This is a genomic window from Thiomicrorhabdus arctica DSM 13458, assembly GCF_000381085.1.
Classification (GTDB): Bacteria; Pseudomonadota; Gammaproteobacteria; order Thiomicrospirales; family Thiomicrospiraceae; genus Thiomicrorhabdus; species Thiomicrorhabdus arctica.
Map to the genome: position 1 here is coordinate 918,029 of NZ_KB905899.1, position 22,211 is coordinate 940,239.

The 22,211-nt window shown below is 43.6% G+C and carries 17 protein-coding genes; 6 read left to right on the forward strand and 11 right to left on the reverse strand.

Annotated elements, in window-relative coordinates; genetic code table 11:
- Positions 1-70: 70 nt before the first annotated feature.
- The 4 genes from lpdA to F612_RS0104280 form a co-directional block, all read right to left on the reverse strand.
- On the reverse strand, positions 71-1,864 hold the full coding sequence (lpdA, locus tag F612_RS0104265; protein ID WP_019556515.1) for a dihydrolipoyl dehydrogenase: 1,794 nt from the start codon (positions 1,862-1,864) through the stop codon (positions 71-73).
- A gap of 11 nt (positions 1,865-1,875) precedes the next feature.
- Positions 1,876-3,207, reverse strand: coding sequence for a dihydrolipoyllysine-residue acetyltransferase (aceF, locus tag F612_RS0104270; protein WP_019556516.1), 1,332 nt, complete (start codon positions 3,205-3,207; stop codon positions 1,876-1,878).
- A gap of 81 nt (positions 3,208-3,288) precedes the next feature.
- Positions 3,289-5,949 carry a pyruvate dehydrogenase (acetyl-transferring), homodimeric type gene (gene aceE / locus F612_RS0104275; RefSeq protein WP_019556517.1) on the reverse strand — a complete coding sequence of 887 codons (2,661 nt, stop codon included), beginning with the start codon at positions 5,947-5,949 and terminating at the stop codon, positions 3,289-3,291.
- A 562-nt stretch (positions 5,950-6,511) separates the two neighbouring features.
- Positions 6,512-7,009: an RNA pyrophosphohydrolase gene (locus tag F612_RS0104280; protein WP_019556518.1), complete on the reverse strand. Its 498-nt coding sequence runs from the start codon at positions 7,007-7,009 to the stop codon at positions 6,512-6,514.
- A gap of 183 nt (positions 7,010-7,192) precedes the next feature.
- Between F612_RS0104280 and F612_RS0104285 the strand changes: the two genes are divergently transcribed.
- Positions 7,193-7,846, forward strand: coding sequence for a histidinol-phosphatase (locus F612_RS0104285; RefSeq protein ID WP_019556519.1), 654 nt, complete (start codon positions 7,193-7,195; stop codon positions 7,844-7,846).
- 176 nt (positions 7,847-8,022) lie between these two features.
- On the opposite strand, the gene F612_RS0104290 is transcribed toward F612_RS0104285, so the two are convergent.
- Positions 8,023-8,538, reverse strand: a complete 516-nt coding sequence (locus tag F612_RS0104290) for a flavodoxin (RefSeq protein WP_019556520.1) — start codon at positions 8,536-8,538, stop codon at positions 8,023-8,025.
- Positions 8,539-9,193: 655 nt separating this feature from the next.
- Here F612_RS0104290 and F612_RS0104305 point away from each other — a divergent pair.
- A complete protein-coding gene (locus F612_RS0104305) occupies positions 9,194-11,215 on the forward strand; it encodes a cache domain-containing protein (RefSeq protein WP_019556523.1) in 2,022 nt (673 codons plus the stop codon).
- 79 nt (positions 11,216-11,294) lie between these two features.
- Here F612_RS0104305 and ampD read toward each other — a convergent pair whose 3' ends face one another.
- A complete protein-coding gene (gene ampD, locus F612_RS0104310; protein WP_019556524.1) occupies positions 11,295-11,915 on the reverse strand; it encodes a 1,6-anhydro-N-acetylmuramyl-L-alanine amidase AmpD in 621 nt (206 codons plus the stop codon).
- Positions 11,916-12,066: 151 nt separating this feature from the next.
- On the opposite strand from ampD, the gene nadC reads away from it, so the two are divergent.
- Positions 12,067-12,927 (forward strand): carboxylating nicotinate-nucleotide diphosphorylase, encoded by an 861-nt coding sequence (gene nadC, locus F612_RS0104315; protein ID WP_019556525.1) that lies wholly within the window; start codon positions 12,067-12,069, stop codon positions 12,925-12,927.
- Between the two features lie 2 nt (positions 12,928-12,929).
- Positions 12,930-14,924: a monovalent cation:proton antiporter family protein gene (locus tag F612_RS0104320; protein WP_019556526.1), complete on the forward strand. Its 1,995-nt coding sequence runs from the start codon at positions 12,930-12,932 to the stop codon at positions 14,922-14,924.
- Positions 14,925-14,969: 45 nt separating this feature from the next.
- Here the strand turns inward: F612_RS0104320 and pgeF are convergent, their stop codons facing one another.
- Complete coding sequence (gene pgeF, locus F612_RS0104325; protein WP_019556527.1) at positions 14,970-15,779, reverse strand: peptidoglycan editing factor PgeF; 810 nt, start codon at positions 15,777-15,779, stop codon at positions 14,970-14,972.
- A 43-nt stretch (positions 15,780-15,822) separates the two neighbouring features.
- A complete protein-coding gene (gene rluD, locus F612_RS0104330; protein ID WP_019556528.1) occupies positions 15,823-16,866 on the reverse strand; it encodes a 23S rRNA pseudouridine(1911/1915/1917) synthase RluD in 1,044 nt (347 codons plus the stop codon).
- Positions 16,867-17,007: 141 nt separating this feature from the next.
- Between rluD and F612_RS12170 the strand changes: the two genes are divergently transcribed.
- Complete coding sequence (locus tag F612_RS12170; RefSeq protein WP_083917327.1) at positions 17,008-17,880, forward strand: outer membrane protein assembly factor BamD; 873 nt, start codon at positions 17,008-17,010, stop codon at positions 17,878-17,880.
- A gap of 110 nt (positions 17,881-17,990) precedes the next feature.
- Here F612_RS12170 and F612_RS0104340 read toward each other — a convergent pair whose 3' ends face one another.
- From F612_RS0104340 to sucC, 3 genes are all read right to left on the reverse strand, one after another.
- A complete protein-coding gene (locus tag F612_RS0104340) occupies positions 17,991-19,619 on the reverse strand; it encodes an NAD+ synthase (RefSeq protein WP_019556530.1) in 1,629 nt (542 codons plus the stop codon).
- An 83-nt stretch (positions 19,620-19,702) separates the two neighbouring features.
- On the reverse strand, positions 19,703-20,587 hold the full coding sequence (sucD, locus tag F612_RS0104345) for a succinate--CoA ligase subunit alpha (RefSeq protein ID WP_019556531.1): 885 nt from the start codon (positions 20,585-20,587) through the stop codon (positions 19,703-19,705).
- Between the two features lie 4 nt (positions 20,588-20,591).
- Positions 20,592-21,755, reverse strand: coding sequence for an ADP-forming succinate--CoA ligase subunit beta (gene sucC / locus F612_RS0104350; protein ID WP_019556532.1), 1,164 nt, complete (start codon positions 21,753-21,755; stop codon positions 20,592-20,594).
- A 156-nt stretch (positions 21,756-21,911) separates the two neighbouring features.
- Between sucC and F612_RS0104355 the strand changes: the two genes are divergently transcribed.
- Positions 21,912-22,193, forward strand: a complete 282-nt coding sequence (locus F612_RS0104355; RefSeq protein ID WP_019556533.1) for a PP0621 family protein — start codon at positions 21,912-21,914, stop codon at positions 22,191-22,193.
- Positions 22,194-22,211: the final 18 nt, after the last annotated feature.

Consider the following 22,211-nt stretch of genomic DNA (forward strand, 5'->3'; position numbering starts at 1 on the left):
ATGTTGAGCATACAAGTGTATGTGATCATTTTCATAACGCAGAAATGGCGAGTTTTAGACGCAACCCAAATTACTTACGCTTCTTAGGTGGCATTAGATCTGTAATTGTCCCTTCCGCCATCTCTGCCGCGAAACAAAGCGTCTCTGACAAAGTAGGATGCGGATGAATAGTAAGCGCTAAATCTTGCATATCAGCCCCCATCTCAATCGCCAACATCGCTTCGGCGATCAACTCACCTGCATTAGGCCCGACAATACCGCAACCCAACAGTCTATGCGTTTTTGCACAGAACATCGCTTTGGTAAGGCCTTCATCGCGTCCTAGACTTAAGCTACGTCCAGATGCCGCCCATGGGAATGCGCCCTTCTCGTACTCAATGCCTTCGGCCTTAAGTTCGTCTTCGGTTTTACCCGCCCAAGCCACTTCTGGGTCGGTGTAAGCCACTGATGGAATGCTCATTGGCGTGAACGCGCTTGGCATGCCGCTAATGACTTCTGCCGCTACCTTACCTTCGTGTACCGCTTTGTGCGCTAACATTGGCTGACCGACAATGTCACCGATGGCGTAGATATTACCGACATTGGTTTCTTGGCGCTCATTGACTTCAATGAAGCCCCAATCGTTGACGGCCACACCGGCTTTTTCAGCATCAATCAGTTTACCGTTGGCCGCACGACCTACCGCGACTAAGACGCGATCGAAGGTATCGGTGTCAGGACAGTCTTTACCTTCAAAGGTAACGACCAGGCCTGCATCGGTGGCTTCAACGTTAGTGACCTTAGATTTAAGGAAAACGTTTTCGTACTGTTTTTTGATTTTCTTAAGCAATGGCTTAGAGATGTCTTTATCCGCACCTGGGATAATAGTATCGCCCAGCTCAACCACGGTAATGCTTGAACCTAAAGAGTCATAAACCTGAGCCATCTCTAGGCCGATAATGCCGCCACCGATCACCAATAGACGCTTAGGAATCTCTTCAAGCGCTAAGGCACCGGTAGAGTCCATAACACGTGGATCGTCATGTGGAATGAAAGGTAACTTAACAACACGTGAACCGGCCGCGATAATCGCTTTTTCAAACGCGATGGTCTTTATAGAACCATCAGCCGCTTCAACGCTGACCGTATTAGCCGAGGTGAATTTACCGTAACCGGTCACCACTTCTACTTGACGTGCTTTGGCCAGACCTGTTAGACCGCCAGTCAGCTTATTAATAACACCGTCTTTGAAGGCACGAATCTTATCAATATCAATTTTTGGCTCAGCAAAAGTAATACCGTGAGCGCCCATCTCTTTGGTTTCATTTAACACCACAGACATGTGCAATAGGGCTTTAGACGGAATACAACCGACGTTTAGACACACCCCACCGATATCGTTATAACGCTCAATCATGACCACTTTTTTGCCAAGATCAGATGCACGGAACGCTGCGGTGTAACCACCTGGGCCAGACCCTAATACCAATAGTTCACACTGCATGTCTGCATCTGGTAAGTCTGCTGCGGCAACCGCTTTCGGCGCTTCAGTTTTAGGTGCTTCAGCTTTAGGGGCTTCTGCTACCGTCGGTTCCGCCGTTGCGGCCACAGATGCTTCCACATTTGCCGCGACAGTCTCAGTATTGGCGATTTCAATCGTCCCAATAATGGAACCTTCTTTAACTTTGTCGCCGACCTCGACACTCATCGAAATAATTTTACCGGCAAAAGGCGCTGGAATTTCCATGGTCGCTTTGTCTGATTCTAAGGTTAACAAAGAATCATCTTGAGCCACTTCTTCACCCGCCGAAACCAATACTTCAATGACGTCTACTTCTGCAAAGTCACCAATATCTGGAACAATAATATCTACAATCTTAGTCATCTTATCCCCTACTACAGAATTAGCTGACGTAAGTCAGATAGGTAGTTGCCAACGGTGGTCGTGAAACGAACGCCTTCCGCACCATCTAAAGCACGGTGATCGTAAGAAACACTGAAAGGCATGACCAAACGTGGAATGAATTCTGAACCATTCCAAACGGGCTGCATTTTCGCTTTAGACAAGCCCATAATCGCCACTTCTGGTGCATTAACGATTGGCGTAAACTGAGTACCACCGATACCGCCTAAGCTAGAAATCGTGAAAGTACCACCCGACATATCGGCTGGCCCAAGCTTTCCATCACGTGCCTTAGCAGAGATTTCCATTAGATCGCGAGAAAGCTCATAGATGCCTTTCTTATCAACGTCTTTAACCACCGGAACCATCAAACCATTCGGTGTATCAACGGCAATACCGATATTGTAATAATGCTTTTTGATAATCGACTGACCGTCTGGCGACAGTGAAGCATTAACGCTTGGGAACTCTTGTAACGCTTTAACCACCGCTTTCATAACGAAAACCAATGGTGTTAATTTGATGCCTTGCTTTTCAGCAGAGGCTTTTTGATCTTTACGGAACTGATCCATTTCGGTAATGTCACACTCATCAAACTGAGTGACATGCGGAACATTCAACCAACTAGCGTGCAGGAACTTACCTGAAATCTTTTTGATACGACCCAACTCTTCAGTCGTGGTGTCACCAAACTTGCTGAAATCAATCACTGGAACAGGCGGTATGCCTGCCCCACCAGTCGCTTGACCTGGTGCAGAAGACTGACCAGACATAACGGCTTTAATGGCGGCTTCTACATCGGTCTGCTTGATACGGCCTTTAGGCCCTGATCCAGGAACTTTATCAATCTCAACACCCAGTTTGCGGGCAAAAGCACGCACAGAAGGTGATGCATGTGATGTCGCACCCATGCTTTGAGAATTGATCGGTTTAGACGCGTTGGCTAATGCCACCGGAGAACTTTGTACAACCGGTGCAGCTTTAGGGGCTTCTGTAGCTGCGACTGGCGCAGGTGCTGTCGCCACAGATGCGGCGGTTTGAGCCGGTGCCGAAGCAGGCGCTTCAACCGCCGGCGCAGCAGCGGCTGCCGAGGCTTCGATATCAAAGACGTAATCGCCTTCTTTAACATCGTCACCCACGGCAACGCTGATTTTGGTGACTTTCCCAGCCACGGGAGAAGGAATCTCCATCGTAGCTTTATCTGACTCTAACGTTAATAAAGAGTCATCAATGGCGACCATGTCACCAACTGAAACTAAGACCTCAATGACTTCGACTGAATCAAAATCACCGATATCAGGAATATTAATTTGCTGTGTAGCCATAATATCTTCTTCCTAAAAAATTCTGTAAAAACATGTTAAACGCATAAAAAAGCCGCTCTAAACAGAGCGGCTTTAAAAGGATTAAGCGTGTACCGGATAAGTCTTTTCGCTGTCAATGCCATATTTTTCCATGGCTTGAACAACAACTTCCGCTTTAATCGTACCCGCATCAGCCAATGACTTAAGCGCTGAGACAACAACATATTGAGCGTTGACTTCAAAGAATGCACGTAATTGCTCACGTGTATCTGAACGACCAAAACCGTCTGTACCCAATACATGGTATTCACCAGGAACATACTGACGAATACGCTCTGCGTAATCGCGCATGTAATCGGTTGCGGCAATGAACGGCCCTTGGGCACCAGAAAGCATCTCAGTCGTGAAAGAGACTTTAGGTGTAGCCGTTGGGTGCATTGTGTTCCAACGCGTTGTTTCGATACCGTCACGACGTAACAAGTTGAAACTTGGTACACCCCAGATATCAGCCGAAACATTCCACTCATTCTCTAGCATTTCAGCCGCAGCGATGACTTCACGGAAAATCGTTCCAGAACCCATTAGCTGTACTTTGTTTTTATGCTTAGCAGTCGAGTTCTTAAATTTGTACAGACCTTTCAGAATATGTTCTTCAGAGCCTTCAGGCATCGCAGGATGGCTGTAGTTTTCATTCATCGCGGTGATGTAATAGAAGACATCTTCTTTCTCATTAAACATACGTTTAATACCGTCACGAATGATCACGGCCATTTCGAATGCGAATGTTGGATCGTACGTCATACAGTTAGGAATGTGATCATACTGAATTAAGTTGTGTCCATCCTGATGCTGAAGACCTTCACCTTCAAGCGTGGTACGACCCGCGGTACCACCGATTAGGAAACCACGGGCACGCGAATCACCGGCGGCCCATGCTAAATCACCAACACGTTGGAAACCAAACATTGAGTAGTAGATATAGAATGGAATCATGCTGACGCCATAGTTAGCATAAGCGGTTGAAGCCGCCACCCAGTTAGACATCGCGCCCGCTTCGTTGATACCCTCTTCAAACACTTGTCCTTCTGAAGATTCTTTGTACCACATCAATTGGTCGTTATCCATTGGCTCATATAACTGGCCTGCAGGATCGTAAATACCAACCTGACGGAATAAACCTTCCATACCAAAAGTACGCGCTTCATCTGGAATGATTGGCACGATACGCGGACCTAGAACCTTATCGCGCAACAAGATAGAGATGATACGTACGAACGCCATAGTGGTCGACATTTCACGCTCACCAGTACCATCGGTTAGCATTTTGAAGGTTGATAAATCAGGAACCGGCAGCGGCTCAGCGTTATCTTGACGAGATGGCAATGCGCCACCTAATGCTTCACGACGCTCTTTCATGTACTTCATGACGTCAGAATCTTCTTCTGGAACATAGAACGGGACTTGCTTCGCTAGATCTTCATCTGAGAAAGGAATCGCGAAACGATCACGGAAATACTTATACCCTTCAAAATCTAATTTTTTCTGTTGGTGTGCTGTGTTACGAGACTCACCATAAGGCCCCATGCCGTAACCTTTAACCGTCTTGGCAAGGATAACCGTTGGCTGACCAACCGTCTCTTCGGCACGTTTATAGGCGTTATACACCTTACGCGGCGAGTGTCCACCACGCGTCAGCTTAAAGATTTGTTCATCGGTCATATCTTTAACAAGTTCAGCTGTTTCTGGGTATTTACCAAAAAAGTGTTCTCGAACGAACGCACCATCTTTTGCTTTATAAGCCTGATATTCACCATCGACGACCTCGCCCATGCGCTCAATCAACTTACCAGAGACATCTTTTTGTAACAGACGATCCCAACCAGAACCCCAGATGACTTTCGTCACGGCCCAACCTGCTCCACGGAACACGCCTTCAAGTTCTTGAATAATGCTGTCGTTACCACGAACCGGTCCATCTAAACGCTGGAGGTTACAGTTAATGACGAACACTAAGTTATCTAGTTTTTCGCGTTTGGCTAACTGTAACGCACCACGTGATTCCGGCTCATCCATCTCACCATCCCCAAGGAATGCCCAAACTTTACGACCGGTTGTTTTCGCTAAACCACGTGCATGCATGTATTTCATGAAACGTGCTTGGTAGATTGCCATCAATGGCCCAAGACCCATAGAAACCGTTGGGAACTGCCAATAGTCGCTCATCAACCAAGGATGCGGATAAGAAGACAGTCCGTTACCACCGACTTCTTGGCGGTAATTTCTCAGCTGCTCTTCACTCAAGCGGCCTTCCATAAAAGAACGCGCATACATTCCAGGTGAAGTATGCCCCTGGAAGAAAATCATATCTGCGCCAAGCTCATGCTTAGGCCCTTTAAAGAAGTGGTTCATTCCGACTTCATATAAAGTACAACTCGAAGCATAGGATGCAATGTGTCCACCGACGCTGGTGTTTTTATTGGCACCTGAAACGATTGCCATTGCATTCCAACGTAAAATCGAACGCATTTTCTGCTCTAGACCGACGTTTCCAGGGTAATTGGCTTGGTTTTCTTCGGCAATCGTGTTGCAGTACGGCGTATTCGCTGCATAAGGAATATCAATTCCGTGGACACGTGCTTTTTCAATCAGGGTTGCGATAATATGTTGTGCTTTATCAGATCCTTCAAAAGAGACAATGGCTTCTAACGCATCTAGCCATTCTTGGGTACCTTGTGGATCTTGGTCGATAAACTGTTCGCTCATTAAAGAGTTCCTTATGTAAAGTTGGATCAATATTGCTTTAGGACTGGGTATGCCTAAAGTAAGCCAGAAAGGATAGTTCGTATCTTTTCTGCCAACAAATCTTCATCTTGATGACGGCTACTTGGTCATTCAAAACGTTTCGCTTTTTAGTGAAGAGCGCAAGTGATTACCCTCGGTGTTTTGAAAACACCAAGATTCCACCACTAAAAAGGCAAATAAAGTCGTAGAATAATAACATGTTTTACTTAAAAAAACTCTTGAAAGCATCAAGCGCTTTGTTCTGACAAAACCAATAAAAGGCAGGTTTACGTTAAGTCATTGAATCCGAAAATAAAACGCGACGCAAAAGGCTTTGCGCAGATGAAATCCTTTACATTTCATAAGGGTTTAAACGCCCAGACAGGCCATCTCTGGCAAGGATGATATCGATATTTTTCATGCGTTATATTCAAAATTTAGCTTTTAGCCATAGATTACACGCCCCCTTAAACCAAAAAAGCACCGCTTAACGCATCGGTCAAACGGTACTTTTTATTGAACTTGCAAGGGGCATGATTAACCCTTAAGGCAGGTATTTATGAAACCAAAATTTCTCTAAGGTATCTTCCAGTTCTGTTAAAGCCTGGTGGTAAACACCCTGCTTAAAATTGACGACTTCTTGAACGGGTCGCCAATACTCTACCCAATCCCAACCTTCAAACTCAGGGGTATCATGTGAGTTTAGATCAATCTGACTCTCATCCCCTTCAAGCCCTAACATAAACCAAATCTGTTTCTGACCGACACAAATCGGATGACTATAGTGACGAATCAGATGTTTTGGCAGGTCATAACTTATCCAATCTTCTGTTCGACCGAGTATACGGACATCAGAAGGATCAAGTCCTACCTCCTCTTTTAGCTCTCTAAAAACGGCTTGCTGTGGGGTTTCATTTTCACGAATTCCACCCTGCGGAAATTGCCAAGCATCCTGCTGAATTCGCTTACCCCAGAACAGCTTACCTTCTTTGTTAACGATAATAATACCGACGTTGGGCCGATAGCCTTCTGAATCGATCATGGAAGCCTTAAATTCTTTTAATATTGATTATGGGTTAATAGTGCCTAAATTTGTGGCATTTTTCAATCCAAATTTTAAGCTTTTTATATAAATGCTTGTTATAACACTCTTTTTTAAAAAACAATCTTGTCCAATCCATGGGTTTAGTTTAGGATGTGGCCAAAATCAAATTGGAAAATATTTATGGCACTTGTAATTTTTGACCTCGATAACACCTTAATCGGTGGCGACAGCGACTACTTGTGGGGTGCGTTTTTAGTTGAAAACCAGTATGTTGATGCAACTGAATTTGCCGCGCAAAATGAACAATTTTATGAAGACTATAAAGCGGGCACTTTAGACATCATGGCCTACCAACGTTTTGCCCTTAAACCGTTAAGTCAACACAGTATGGAAACCTTGAATGAATGGCATGCTCAGTTTATGCAAACGTTCATTGAACCCATCGTTCTGCCTAAAGCTTTAGCGCTGGTGAATGACCATAAAAACAAAGGCGATCGCGTGATCATTATCACTGCGACCAATACCTTTATTACCCGACGTATCGGCCTGCGTTATGGCATTACAGAATTGCTCGGCACCAATGGTGAGATTGTGAATAAACGTTATACCGGAGAGGTTGAAGGGATCCCCACTTTTCAGGCGGGTAAAGTGACTCGATTAAATGAGTGGCTAGAACGTGAAAATGTCAGCCTTGCGGGGAGTGTCTTCTACTCTGACTCCTTCAATGACCTTCCCTTACTCGACATTGTCGACAACCCGGTCGTGGTTGATGGGGATGACAAGCTGCTTAACATTGCGAAAACACGTGGCTGGCCATCGATTAGCTTGCGATAACCTGCTACTTGACGCTCGGAAACAGACTTTAATTGTCAAAACAGTGATCAACTAAAACGACCAGGCCTGGTCATTTTAGTTTAGCGATCTTTTCCAGTCTGTTTAGACACAAAAAAGCCGCTAAGGACTCATCCTTAGCGGCTTTTTTTTGGTTGAAACCCGTCAAGAGGCAAGGTTTATAAAGCCATCTCTTCTTTGATTTGCTCAACCCAATCATCAATGCGGCCATCTGTCATTTCCGGCTGCTGATCTTCATCAATCCCCAGACCAACAAAAAACTCACCATCTTCTGTCAGAGCTTTAGACTCATCAAATTCAAAACCTTCCGTTGATGTGTAGCCAACAGGGGTTGCTCCACCTTCTAATGCAATATCGTGCATCAAACCCACGGCATCTAAAAAGTATTCGGAATAATCAGCTTGATCGCCTAAACCAAAGCAAGCCACTGTCTTACCCGTGAAATCAATGCCCTTAAAATCTTCCCAAAAATCATCCCAACTGCTTTGCAGTTCGCCATAGTACCAAGTTGGCTGACCTAAGATAATCTTGTCATATTTTTCAAAATCAGCCGCCGTGGCCGTCGAGATGTCATGCACATCAACAATGTCCGCACCAATTTTGTCCTTAATAATATCAGCTACACGCTCGGTATTACCTGTATCCGTTCCGTAGAATAGGCCAACTTTACTCATTTTTTTTAAACCTTTTAAATCTGATGATGAATCTTGTAAAATATCGCTTTATACCTTAATTTTAGCAGACCAAGGCTTTAAATATTTATTAAAATGAATAGCCAAAGATAATACACAACCACTTTATTATGGAATTCACTCATTTCTACGCTTAAATATGAAAAATACTAATCCATCTATTACTAATCAACCCATTGACTGTTTTCAATGCAAGCACTTTTTCGTTACTTGGGATGCTACCAATCCTCGAGGTTGCAGAGCTTTTGGTTTTAAAACACCCAAACTACCGAGCATCGTTGTTTTTGAGAACTCCGGTGAAGCTTGTTTAAAATTCACACCCAAAGAAAACCTCCAAAGCCCCAGCAAAAAAACAGGTTGGATTGCTTAAACGTACACTCAACTTTCTGATCGAATATTTATCCAGACCAACGATCGTTTAGCTTAGTTCACATGTACAAATAGTGCAAACAGGTCTGCTTGCGCTTCATTTTCGAACAACAACGCTTCATATTGGTGAGTTTCTTGAGAAATCTCCGCCACACTCCACCCTTAAAACCACAGATAAAATAAGTTAATTGATTGATAAATTTAAAAGAAACCACCCTGGAATAGGCATTGCTAAACGCTTGTTAATATACATCCATTTGAGATCATTATGACGCAGCCGAATAAGCAGACACACCACTATAACGACCACACAAAACACCTACCCAAAGTAAAAAAATACATCGCTGAACTGGAACATCAGGACTTGTGGTGGTCGACCGTCGCAATGGTTGGCAAGATTAACAATGAGAACATAGACGCTCAACTATTAGAGTCGATAATCAATACCCAAAAAGAGTTTCAAAGCCTTAGAGACATTATGATTAAAGAGTTGATTGGGCGCTATCTAAATCAAACCAATAGTGAAATCTCACTGAAAGCTCAAACCACCATAGACATTTTAATTAGAAACTTATTTGAAAGAACGGCCGATGTGGGATTTTTAGCGACCGATGATGATCTGGTCGATTTTATGGCGAAAAGTACAGCAACGACAGAGGATGAAGTTTTTATCCAACAACGACTTGAGGAGTATGTTGCCAAATACAGTGTGTATGATGACGTACTACTCGTCAGTACGACAGGGGACATTAAAGCTAAGCTCGACCCCACCAATCCAGTGATGCACAGCAGTTCCCCCGTTATTTATCAGGCGCTCACCACTCAAGAAGAATATATTGAAGTCTACGGTTATTCAGACCTGTTTCCCAACAAACCCGCCAGCTTAATTTATGCTAAAAAAATCATGAAAAGCCTGCCTAACGGACAGTTTGAAAACGTGGGAGTATTGTGTCTAAGCTTTAACTTTGCAGATGAAATGGAAGGAATTTTTAACACCCTCAATACTGAAAATAATTTTGGCATCATGTTACTGAATGACTCAGGAAAGATTTTGGCTTCAAACTCTCCACAAACGCATCCCATTGGTAAGCAAATCACCAACCCAAAGGCGTTTGCAGCCCCTCTCAGCGCAGGAAACAACATGCACTTCGCAACCAAAACCACTGGTTACCAGGGGTATTTTGGCCTCCCCTGGTATGGTTACATTGATGTTAAAAATGAAGTTGCATTTAATCTTAACAAGCACAAAAAAGATCTTGGGGTAAGTATTTCAAAACAGTCACCGCTGTATTTAACAGAACTTGAAGAGGTCAATATCAAGGTGAGTACTCTACTGCTTATTGTCATTATGAATGGTAAAATCATGTCCTTAAAAAAGCGTGTTAAATCATTCTTACCGATTCTAGATAGTTTTCATAAAATCAGCACTGATATTCAAAACATATTCGCAAGTTTCATTGATCACATCCATCAAGTATTACTCGATACCATTCAAGGAAAAGTCGCTTTTAGTGCTGTTTTAGCAGTCGAAGTGATGGATCGAAATCTCTATGAACGCGCCAATGACTGTCGATGGTGGGCACTCAACAGTAGCTTTCGTCAAATTTTATCTGCACATCAAAAAGACAATACCTTTCCAAAACAAGCATTTCAAAAACTGACTGACACGCTTGCATATATCAATAGTCTCTATACCGTTTATACCAATATTCTACTCTATGATCAAAATGGAAAAATTCTAGCCGTTTCAAATCCAGTTGAGCAACACCTTGTTGGCTCAACAATGCCACGTCCTGACGATACTTCGCGCTGCTTGGGTCTGAAGAATACTCAAGACTATACCGTGTCAGATTTCCATGCAACAGAGCTCTATGCAAATGAGCATACCTACCTCTATCACGCAGCGATAAAAGATTGGGAGAACATTCATGTCAATGTTGGAGGCATTGCGTTAGTGTTTGACTCTAAACCTGAATTTAAAGCCATGTTAGAGGAGACAGAGCCAAAATATATTAATCCACTCCTCAGTGACAACACTTTCAGCGTCTTTCTCAATCGAAGCGGAGATATCATCTCATCCACAAGTCCTGAAGTACTGCCTGTAGGGAGTAAACTCAGCTTGCCAAACGAGGTATTAACAGCAGAAAATGGGCAAAATGACACCATTTCTTGGGAGTGGCAAGGTAAACCTTACTTAGCGGGATACAAAGTAAGTGAGGGTTATCGCGAGTACAAAAAGGGGGATGGTTATGATAATGATGTGATTGCGCTCGTCTGTACAGGCATATAAACAGAGTAGATGTGATTGGATAGACAACCCATAAAACCATAACTCCATACTGAAGAGGTTTTGAGATCAAACTAATTCGTTAACTGTTTTTTTCTAATAACCGGTTCAGAGAGCCCCACTGAAAATAAGGACCCGGGTCGGTTTTACGACCAGGTGCTATCTCATTGTGCCCAACGACTTGATGTCTTTTTAAACTCGGGTAGGCAACCCACAGTGATTTAACAAGTTGTGCTAGAGCGGCATACTGGTAAGCGGTATAACAGGTTTGATCCGAGCCTTCCATTTCAATCCCAATTGAAAAATCATTGCAACGACTTCGCCCCTTAAATTCAGACAAACCAGCATGCCAGGCTCTGTCATGGAAAGGTACATACTGAATGACCTCACCATCACGTCGGATTAAAGCGTGCGCGGACACTTTCATCTCTTTAATTTTCTCAAAATAGGGATCGGCCTTAGGGTCGAGTTGATTGGTGAAAAGCTGGTTAATCGCTTCCCCACCAAACTGATTGGGAGGCAAACTTATCCCATGCACCACTATGAGCTCAGGCAATACACCTGCTTCTCGAGAATCACAATTAGGACTGGCAACAAACTTAATGCTTTGCGCCCTACCTGAATTTTCGTCAATCTTGAAGAGTGTTTGCGTTTGGCTTTTCACGTCCTGAAGCTCACACGATTTTTCATCCAATTTTTGCATAAGTTTTTTGTTTTATTTCTTGATTTCATTAGAGAGATAATAGGACTTATTATCCTCAACTTTAATAGGCATTAGTATACGTCAATAAGCGTGCATTTAATTCGGTATAATAATCGCAATTCCGTTAAAAGCAGATAGAAAGCGTGACACAATGAATGATATTAATTTTTTTGAAAACCTGGAAACCACTGTTGCAATCGCGCTTGAAGAGGATATTAAATCGGGTGACTTAACGGCGAGCTTAATCCCAGAAGTGACTCAAGCAGAAGCCAATATTTTCTGCCGCGAAAAAGCCGTTATCTGTGGACGACCTTGGTTTGATGAAGTCTTTCGGCAAGTGGATCCAGACATGACAATCAAATGGCTTTGTGAAGAAGGTGAACACGTTACAGCGGACCAATGTGTATGCACCATTAAAGGTTCCGCCAGAAACATTTTAACGGCTGAAAGAACAGCGCTTAATTTCCTACAAACCCTTTCCGCAACCGCCACTATAACGGCACAGTATGTTGTGCAATTACAGGGTTCCCATACGCAACTGTTGGACACACGTAAAACCCTGCCTGGCTTACGCCTCGGACAAAAGTATGCGGTGGCATGCGGTGGCGGCACAAACCATCGAATTGGTTTGTTTGACGCGATCTTAATCAAAGAAAATCATATTATGGCAGCAGGCGGTATTCGCCAAGCGGTTAGTACGGCCAAACAAATGCATCCCGACACAACGGTTGAAGTCGAAACCGAAAATTTAAAGGAAGTGCAACAAGCCTTAGAGGCCGGAGCGGATATCATTATGCTCGATAACTTCTCTTTAGAGATGATGTCTCAGGCGGTGATACTCGTAGATCGCAAAGCCAAGCTCGAAATCTCCGGTAATGTCGAACTATCCCATTTGCCACAACTCGTCAAAACTCAAGTGGATTTCATTTCTACCGGGGCAATCACCAAACACATTCAAGCGATTGATCTTTCAATGCGTTTTAAGATGTCAACCGAATCGATGGCGAGCTAATTATGGGCGATCATATTCTCCTGCATATCGTTTTACTGCTCGGCATTGCCGTGATCACGGTGTCGATTTTTAGACGTATGCATTTTCCGCCGATTCTGGGTTATATCATCGTCGGCATTATCGTCGGTCCAAGTGGTTTTGGTTGGATTCAAAATGAGGAGAGCATCTCCTTATTAGCTGAATTTGGCATTGTTTTTTTACTGTTTGCAATTGGTTTAGAGTTTTCCCTATCGCAAATGATTGCGATGCGCAAGCAAGTGTTTGGACTAGGGACGGCTCAAGTATTGACCACCGGAGGCGTAGTGTATCTCATTGGTTGGTTAGCAGGCCTAGACGCTAATACCAATATCGTCATTGCGGGCGCATTTGCTTTATCCTCAACCGCGATTGTCATTAAACAACTGACGGAACAGTCTGAGATTCAATCACGACATGGCCGTGCCACCGTCGGTATTTTAATTTTTCAAGATATCATGGCCATTCCATTACTCATCTTAATTCCCGCATTAGCCATGAGCCAAGGCAGCGAAAATGCGCTTGCGATTACACTCGGAATTTCTTTTCTAAAAGGGATTTTAGTCGTTGGTATCATGCACCTTATTGGTCGTTACTTGCTGCGCCCTCTTTTTCATGAAGTGGCCTCAGCGAAATCACAAGAACTGTTCACTCTAACCGTTCTCACCGTTGCATTAGGTGCGGCTGCTTTTACCGAAGAGATGGGGCTTTCAATGACGCTCGGTGCATTTTTGGCTGGCATGATGCTCAGTGAAACTGAATATCGCCATCAAATAGAGTCCGATATTCGTCCGTTTCAAGATATTTTATTAGGTCTATTTTTTGTCACTGTCGGCATGCTTATTTCACTTGATGTGCTTGCGAAACATTTCTGGCTAGTGGTATTAATTACGCTGGCAATTTTTGTTGTTAAAGGCGTCATAATCTACTTTGTTTCTCGCTTATTTAATAAAACACCGGGGGTTTCAGCACGTATCTCCATCTCCTTGTCTCAAGTAGGTGAGTTTGGACTGGTCTTGATGACCTTGGCTTTCACTTATAACTTACTGCCAGTTGAAACCGGTAACATTCTTCTCACCTCTGCAGTATTAAGCATGTCAATGGCTCCGTTTTTGGTTAAATTCAACGGTAAAATCGCCAAAGCATTACACAAGACCACCTATCATGAGAACCATAGTGAAATTGAACAGACTATTTCCACCAATAATCAGTTAATTTCGGATCACGTTATCTTATGTGGCTTTGGACGGGTTGGTCAAACAGTGAGTCGGTTTTTACACAGTTCAAACAAAGCGTTTGTCGGTTTGGATATGGATATCAGGCGCGTTAACGAGGCACGTGCGGCTGGTGAAAGCGTATATTATGGAGATGCATCCAAGCAAACTATTCTGCATGCTGCCGCCATCGAGCGCGCTAAGATTGTGATTATCACGTTCAGTGATTTTCATGCAACCATCAAGACGCTCAAAGCGATTAGACAACATTACCCTGACATTCCAATACTGGTTAGAACGTTAGATGATCAATACCTCAACGAACTGACGGCCGCTGGCGCGAATGAAGTTGTGCCAGATACTTTCGAGTCGAGCATTATGTTAGCCTCTCACCTGTTATTGATGATTGGTCAGCCTCCCAGAAAAGTTCTAAAACAGACGCGTGAGGCGCGTAAGGATCGTTACCGTCTATTAGAAAACTTCTACCCCGGTGAAGATTCGAATAAACACAAGCAACATCAAATTATGAAAAATATCATTCATACCATTATCCTGGATGAATCTGCTTATGCCGTCGGCAAGCAACTGAAAGAAATTCCGGTAGATTATCTTAAAATTCATATTGAAGCCATTAAACGTGGCAATGTCAGAGGGGAGCACCCGACGGGAGAGACCGTACTGAAAGAGCTCGATAATGTGGTGATCAGTGGGCTACCTGAAGATATTGAAAAAGCGAACGACTACTTAAAAACAGGAACCTTATCGTAATTATTGGGCCATGCGAATATTGGGCCATTCTAAAAATAAACGACCCTATCCATTTCTGGTAGTAGGTTCTATCCAGATCAAACAGGCCATTCTGCCCGTCTGACCAGAGCGTCTATAAGAGAAAAAATCCTCGCTTAAAGCAAAAGAGCATAAATCTCCACCATATACATGAGACACGCCCAAATCATTCAACTCCTTTTTGACCAGGCCTGGTAGGTCTGCCAGATACTTTTTGGGAAGAGGTTTCGAGGGGGTTTCATCCCGTGGTTTAGCGTGGAAATAGCTTGAATTAGCGCTGTCTTGATCTATAAAGGTATCATAGACATCCTGCCCGACTTCAAAGTGCTGCATACTGATGGCTGGACCAATCCAGGCTATCAACTGTTCGGGGCATTGCTGAATGTCTGTTGGAAAGCTTTGAATCGTTTTGCGCACAATCCCTTTCGCCAACCCTTTCCAGCCTGCATGTACTGCAGAAACAATCGTGCCCGCTTGATTGGTGATTAAAATAGGTAAGCAATCCGCTGTCATGACCACCGAGACGATGCCTGGATTTTGTGTCCAAGACGCATCTGCAATAGGAGGTGGAAGCGAATGAGAAACTTGAGCATTCAGATTGGATTGGTCAAGCTGTATTGCTATATCCGTATGTTGCTGATCTAACCAGATAGGTTCAGACGGCAGACAGGCCTGGTCAAAGAGTTGCTGACGATTAGCAACGACATTCTCTAGAAGATCGCCCACATGGGTGGCAAGATTGAAAGAATGAAAAGGGGCTTTGCTCATACCACCCTGGCGAGTGGTATAAATGGATTTAACCGTGCTGGGTACTGGCCAGTCAGGTTTGATAAGCATATTAATGGTTTTTATCCTACACTGACTAGCGCTTAACTTTTAATTACTCAGGAATGTCTTCATCGGTCACATAAGCGACTTCAACGCCGTAATCATAGTCAAAGCCATCATCGCCTTTCATTCTGGACTCATAGACTTCGACATCTTCACGTAAAACATCAATCAACTCGAATAAATCATCCGGCATTTCAACCTTCCACTTCACTTTTTTGCCTGTCACCGGATGCGTAAAACTTAAGGCCCCTGCATGTAACGCTTGGCGTTTAAAGCCGCGTAAAAATGTGACGAACTCTTCAATCATTTTTTTAGGAATTTTAAAGCGTTTACCGTAAGTTTGATCACCGACTAATGGAAACCCTAAAGAAGCCATATGCACACGAATTTGATGAGTACGTCCGGTTTCAAGCTTAACGCGAATACGCGTGTATTCTCTAAAGCGTTCTAAGACTCGGTAATGTGAAACCGCCTCTTTGCCACCAAAAGATCGGATGGCCATTTTAGTTCGGTCTTTAGCACTACGGCCAATAGGTGCATCGACTGTACCGCCAACTTTCATTTGTCCAACCACCACAGCATCATAGATACGCTCAACGTCATGGCGCTGTAACTGGTCGACTAGGTTGGTTTGCGCAGGAATGGTTTTAGCCACAACCATCAAACCTGACGTGTCTTTATCCAACCGGTGAACAATGCCGGCACGCGGCACGTCACGTAGCTTTGGGTTATGGTGAAGTAATGCATTCATCAAGGTCCCGTCTGGATTACCTGCACCAGGGTGCACGACTAAACCGACGGGTTTATTAATGATCATCACCGCATCATCTTCATAGACGATGTCTAAGGGAATATCTTGAGCAATAGCATTCAAATCAGTATTGATTTCAACAACCAATTCGACCTCTTCGCCCCCTAAAACGGGCTGTTTAGGTTTGGTCCAGGGCTGACCATTCACCACAACATTACCATCTTTAATCCACTGCTGAATTCGACTTCGAGAGTACTCAGGAAAAAGAGGTACAATTGCAATATCTAAACGTTCACCAAGGGCACTGTGGGGGATCGTTGCTGTTAATAGTTCTTTATTCAATTTATGACCTTGCTCTCTTTTACGCTGACCGATTATTAAATAGCGAAAATGCGCATTTTATATAATGGAGAGGTGATTTGATAATATTTAAGTATGATACAATCAGTATCAATTTTATTAACGCCTATTGTACCTAAAAATATGAAAAAAACGCTGCTATCCACTCTGTTACTTGCAACCTTGACTTTGCAGGGCTGTTCAACCCTATCCAATCTGATTGAAAAGCCCGATTCTGAAAAGTCGGTTGAAGAATTTTATCAAATTGCCACTGAAGCTTTTCAAGAGGGTCAATGGGATACTGCAATTCAAAGCTATGAAAAGCTTAAGTCTTTTTACCCTTATGGCGCCTATGCTGAACAGTCCTATACCGAATTAGCTTATGCTTATTATCGTTATGATGAACCAGAATCTGCTATTCGTGAATTAGAAGAATTTATTCGTCTCTTTCCAAAACACCCTGAAATTGCGTATGCTTACTATTTAAGAGCCGTGGCTGCTGATTCAATTAATCGTAGTTGGTTAGATAAATATCTAACCGACCCCGCTTCTCGTGACAGTAAGTCAACCTTAAGAGCTTTTCGCTATTACAGCGAGCTGCTTAACAAATTTCCTGAAAGCCGTTATGTTGCATCGGCCAGTAAGCGTTTAATTGTATTACGTAATCAAATGGCACGTCACGAACTTCAAGTTGCACAATATTACTTCAATAAGCAAGCTTATTTGGCCGCGGCGAATCGTGCTCAATATATCGTCGAACATTATCCACGAGCCGCGGTGACTTTAGAGTCGCTCGCCATGTTAGAGCAGGCTTATGAAAAGCTTGGAATGACTGAAAATCTGGCAGATGTTAAACGCGTTTATGAATTAAATCGTGATCTCGAAGTCACAAATGTCATGCCTTCAAAAGAGGTAAGCATACCGGAAGATAAATCCGAACATAAACCAGAAGATAAACCAGAGGATAAAAGCTGGTGGTCTAAGGTAAGTGATAGCGTTGGCAGTCTATTTGACTAAGGATTAGTTCATTATTCACTTAAAGTAAAAGCCTCGTTTTAGACGAGGCTTTTTTTATGGCGGTGTTTTAACCACCTATGAGTACTCTTCACTCAAACGCTTAACTCGATCTATTCTTTATAAAGACTGGTAATTGGATAGCGACGATCTCGCCCGAAAGCACGATGGGTTATTTTAATACCCGGCGCGGCTTGACGACGCTTGTATTCATTGCGGTTGATCATATTAATGACGCGACGCACATCATATTCAGGATAGCCCATATCAACGATCTGTTCAGGTGTCTTATCCTGATTGACGAACGCGTCAATAATGCTATCCAATACCTCATACTCTGGTAAAGAGTCTTGATCGACCTGATCAGGACGCAACTCAGCGGAAGGTGGTCGGGTAATCACTCTTTCTGGAATCACCAAAGAGACGCGATTGCGATATTCCGCCAAACGATATACTAAGGTTTTAGGGACATCTTTTAAGGGAGAGAATCCGCCGACCATATCACCATACAACGTTGAATACCCTACTGCGACCTCACTTTTATTGCTGGTCGCCAACACCATTTTTCCAGTTTTATTGGAAATGGCCATTAAAATGGTGCCACGAATGCGCGCTTGTAAATTTTCTTCGGTTAAATCGTCTTCCAGGCCAGCAAAGGTTTCGGCTAATGCCGATTCTAAAGCCAGATAACTGCCTTCAATTGGGATGGATTGGAAATTCACCCCCATCATTTGCGCTTGTTGCTCCGCATCCTCTTTACTGATATCTGCCGTGTACCGGAACGGCATCATCACAGCTTCGACATTCTCTGCGCCCAATGCATCGACAGCAATAGCAAGGGTTAAAGCGGAATCGATTCCGCCTGACAAACCTAATAAAATGCCTGAAAAACCATTTTTAGACACATAGTCTTTAACGCCCATGATTAAAGCCTGATAAATACGCGCTTCACCTTCAAATATATCGGCTTTCTCTCCAGTGAGCATCACCACAGAGTCGTCTTGTTTAATGAACTGTACTGGCGATAAACAGACTTTAAACTCAGGACTTTGCACACAGACGTCACCTTCGGCATTGATGGCAAATGATCCACCATCAAACACCAACTCATCTTGACCGCCCACTTGATTGACATAAATAATCGGTTTTTTAATTTCCTCAATGCGGCGCAATACGGTCTCTAAACGATCCTGATGTTTTTCCGCAGAGAAAGGCGAAGCATTCAATGTCAGAATAACATCCGCGCCCGCTTCTTTCGCTTGTGTACTCGGTGAAATTTTCCAAATATCTTCACAAATCAGCAAACCGAAACGAATCCCATTATATTCCATGACGCAAGGTTGATGACCGACACTAAAATAACGTTGTTCATCAAATACACTGTAATTGGGTAAATGTTGTTTCATATAGCTGGCCTGGATAATACCGCCTTCTATCCACGCAGCCATATTAAAGCGTTCACCCAACTCATCCATCATCGGATACCCAATCACACAAACTACATCCAATACCTGTTCACCAATTTGAGATAACGCTTGATGAATTTGAGGGTAAAGTCCGTTTCTGAGCAATAAATCCTCTGGTGGATAGCCCGTGATGGTCATTTCCGGAAAAACCACGATATCCGCTGAATGGAGCTTTTTAGCCTGGCGAGCCGCATCGATGATACGTTTTACATTGCCAGAAATATCACCGACAATCGGATCAATCTGAGCCATAACGACTGTTACAGTCTGTGTCATATAGGAGTTATCTCTATTGGGTGTATTGCATACACCAACCCATTTAACGTTATGGACTGGTTGTTTTATCGTTTTAAATGATCTTAAACGGAAAGCGCCTTGAGCATTGCATCACCCAGTTCGGCAGGCGAACGTACGATCGTAACGTTGGCAGATTCTAAAGCGGCAAACTTAGCTTCCGCAGTGCCTTTTCCGCCACTCACGATGGCACCTGCATGTCCCATGCGTTTACCAGCAGGTGCGGTAACGCCAGCGATATAGGCAACTACCGGTTTAGTCACATGCGCTTTAATGAATTCGGCGGCGTCTTCTTCAGCTTGTCCACCAATCTCGCCCACCATAATAATACCTTCGGTTAAAGGATCTGCCTGGAATAACCTTAAACAATCAATAAAATTCATGCCCTGAATAGGATCACCACCGATACCTACACAAGTTGACTGACCTAAGCCATTTTGGGTGGTTTGATGAACGGCTTCATACGTCAAGGTTCCAGAGCGAGAAACGACTCCTATCTTTCCAGGTAGGTGAATGTGCCCAGGCATAATTCCAATTTTACAACCCGTGCCATTGTCTCCAGGCGTAATCAAACCAGGACAATTAGGACCAATGAGATAGGCATCAGATTTTTCCAGTACTGCACGCACTTTCAACATATCCGCAACCGGAATGCCTTCAGTAATACAGGTAATGACTTTAATACCGGCCGAAATGGCTTCAATGATAGAGTCTGCTGCAAAAGCCGGAGGTACATAAATCATCGATGCTTGCGCACCCGCTAATTCAACTGCCTCTTTAACCGTATTGAAAACCGGTAGACCTAAATGAGTTTGCCCACCTTTACCAGGTGTGACGCCGCCGACCATATTGGTGCCATAAGCAATCGCCTGCTCAGAGTGGAATGAGCCTTGTTTTCCAGTAAATCCTTGGCAGATGACTTTGGTGTTGTTCTCAATTAAAATGCTCATTCTGTTATTTCCTTGCTGCTTCGACGACTTTAATAGCCGCATCGGCCAATCCATCTGCGGTAATAATACTCAAACCACTTTTGGCGAGTATTTCACGCCCTAGCTCCACATTGGTGCCTTCTAAACGCACAACCACTGGAATCGTCAAACCCACTTCTTGAACGGCCTGAATAATCCCTTCTGCGATAAGATCACAACGCACAATGCCGCCAAAAATATTCACCAGAATAGACTTTACCTCTGAGGAAGACAAAATCAATTTAAAAGCTTCAGAAACACGTTCTGGAGTTGCCCCTCCCCCCACATCTAAAAAGTTAGCGGGTTCACCACCATTAAGCTTGATTAAATCCATGGTCGCCATCGCCAAACCTGCCCCATTGACCATGCACCCAATATCGCCATCTAAAGCGATATAATTTAACTCATGTTCAGAAGCTTTCGCTTCACGCTCGTCTTCCTGAGTGAAGTCACGTAATTCAACCAGGCCTGGTTGTCTGTAAAGTGCGCTTGAATCAATACTGACCTTGGCATCCAAAGCAATCAGTTCATTGTCTGCAGTACGTACTAACGGATTGATTTCAAGCTGTGATACATCTTTATCCAACGTCAATTGGTAAAATTGTTTCATCAATTGACCCAACTGTTTGAAGGCTGTACCAGTGAGGCCCAGTGCAAAACCGATTTCACGACACTGATAAGGCATCACCCCTACCGTCGGATCAATATGCACCGATAATATTTTTTCAGGTGTGGCTTCTGCGACCGCTTCAATATCCATTCCGCCGGCGGCAGAGATCACAAAAGTATGGGTGCGAGTGACCCGATCAACGACTAAACTCAGATAAAGCTCTTCTTCAATCGCAAGCGTTTCCTCGATTAACAAGCTGTTAATCGGCAGTTCCTTACCCGCGGTTTGCATTGTGGCTAAAGCACTGCCCAGCAATTTCGCAGAAACTTGATGCGCTTCTTCACGACTCGTCACCAACTTTACGCCACCGGCTTTACCTCGTGCGCCCGCATGAATTTGAGCCTTTACGACCCAGCCCTTACTGTCGATGGAATCCAGTACGTCATCAAGTTGATCGAGTTCGGTGATTAAACGGCCTTTAGGAATGCCAATGCCATATTCGGCAAAAAGGGCTTTAGACTGATATTCATGTAAATTCATGTAAAGAAACGTCTCCAACGTCCACTGCTTAAAACATTTCTGATCTATTTTCAGCAGGATTTTTAAGATAATTTAAAAGATAAAAATTGCTTTTATTGTATGATTTTTAGACAATGATTGCATTAACAATTCCGAACCATTACTCGCGAGCCCCCCATGAGAGCCATTGTCTTTTTACTATTTGTAGTTTTAATCTTCTTTATTATTCGATTTATTCTGAATCGAGTCATTCAAATCCGTGAACACAATAAAAAATTAGCAGAGGATAAAAAAGGCAGTCTGGCAGAAAACACAACTGAAGCAATGGTACGTTGCGCCCTATGCGACATCCACCTTCCGCAATCTGAGGCTTATTATGATGGCAAAGACACCTTTTGCAGTGAAGGCCATATGCACAAATTTCATCATCAAAAAAACACGACAACGACGGAAGATTAAACAACTTAGTCCGTGTTT

Bases quoted from the DNA above. Each gene is read 5' to 3' on its own strand.
- nadC (WP_019556525.1), top strand. From the start codon at position 12,067: ATGAATGATATTAATTTTTTTGAAAACCTGGAAACCACTGTTGCAATC.
- lpdA (WP_019556515.1), bottom strand. From the start codon at position 1,864: ATGACTAAGATTGTAGATATTATTGTTCCAGATATTGGTGACTTTGCA.
- sucD (WP_019556531.1), bottom strand. From the start codon at position 20,587: ATGAGCATTTTAATTGAGAACAACACCAAAGTCATCTGCCAAGGATTT.
- F612_RS0104340 (WP_019556530.1), bottom strand. From the start codon at position 19,619: ATGACACAGACTGTAACAGTCGTTATGGCTCAGATTGATCCGATTGTC.
- F612_RS0104305 (WP_019556523.1), top strand. From the start codon at position 9,194: ATGACGCAGCCGAATAAGCAGACACACCACTATAACGACCACACAAAA.
- F612_RS0104285 (WP_019556519.1), top strand. From the start codon at position 7,193: ATGGCACTTGTAATTTTTGACCTCGATAACACCTTAATCGGTGGCGAC.
- F612_RS12170 (WP_083917327.1), top strand. From the start codon at position 17,008: ATGAAAAAAACGCTGCTATCCACTCTGTTACTTGCAACCTTGACTTTG.
- F612_RS0104290 (WP_019556520.1), bottom strand. From the start codon at position 8,538: ATGAGTAAAGTTGGCCTATTCTACGGAACGGATACAGGTAATACCGAG.
- F612_RS0104320 (WP_019556526.1), top strand. From the start codon at position 12,930: ATGGGCGATCATATTCTCCTGCATATCGTTTTACTGCTCGGCATTGCC.
- F612_RS0104355 (WP_019556533.1), top strand. From the start codon at position 21,912: ATGAGAGCCATTGTCTTTTTACTATTTGTAGTTTTAATCTTCTTTATT.
- F612_RS0104280 (WP_019556518.1), bottom strand. From the start codon at position 7,009: ATGATCGATTCAGAAGGCTATCGGCCCAACGTCGGTATTATTATCGTT.
- pgeF (WP_019556527.1), bottom strand. From the start codon at position 15,779: ATGCTTATCAAACCTGACTGGCCAGTACCCAGCACGGTTAAATCCATT.
- ampD (WP_019556524.1), bottom strand. From the start codon at position 11,915: ATGCAAAAATTGGATGAAAAATCGTGTGAGCTTCAGGACGTGAAAAGC.
- aceF (WP_019556516.1), bottom strand. From the start codon at position 3,207: ATGGCTACACAGCAAATTAATATTCCTGATATCGGTGATTTTGATTCA.
- aceE (WP_019556517.1), bottom strand. From the start codon at position 5,949: ATGAGCGAACAGTTTATCGACCAAGATCCACAAGGTACCCAAGAATGG.
- sucC (WP_019556532.1), bottom strand. From the start codon at position 21,755: ATGAATTTACATGAATATCAGTCTAAAGCCCTTTTTGCCGAATATGGC.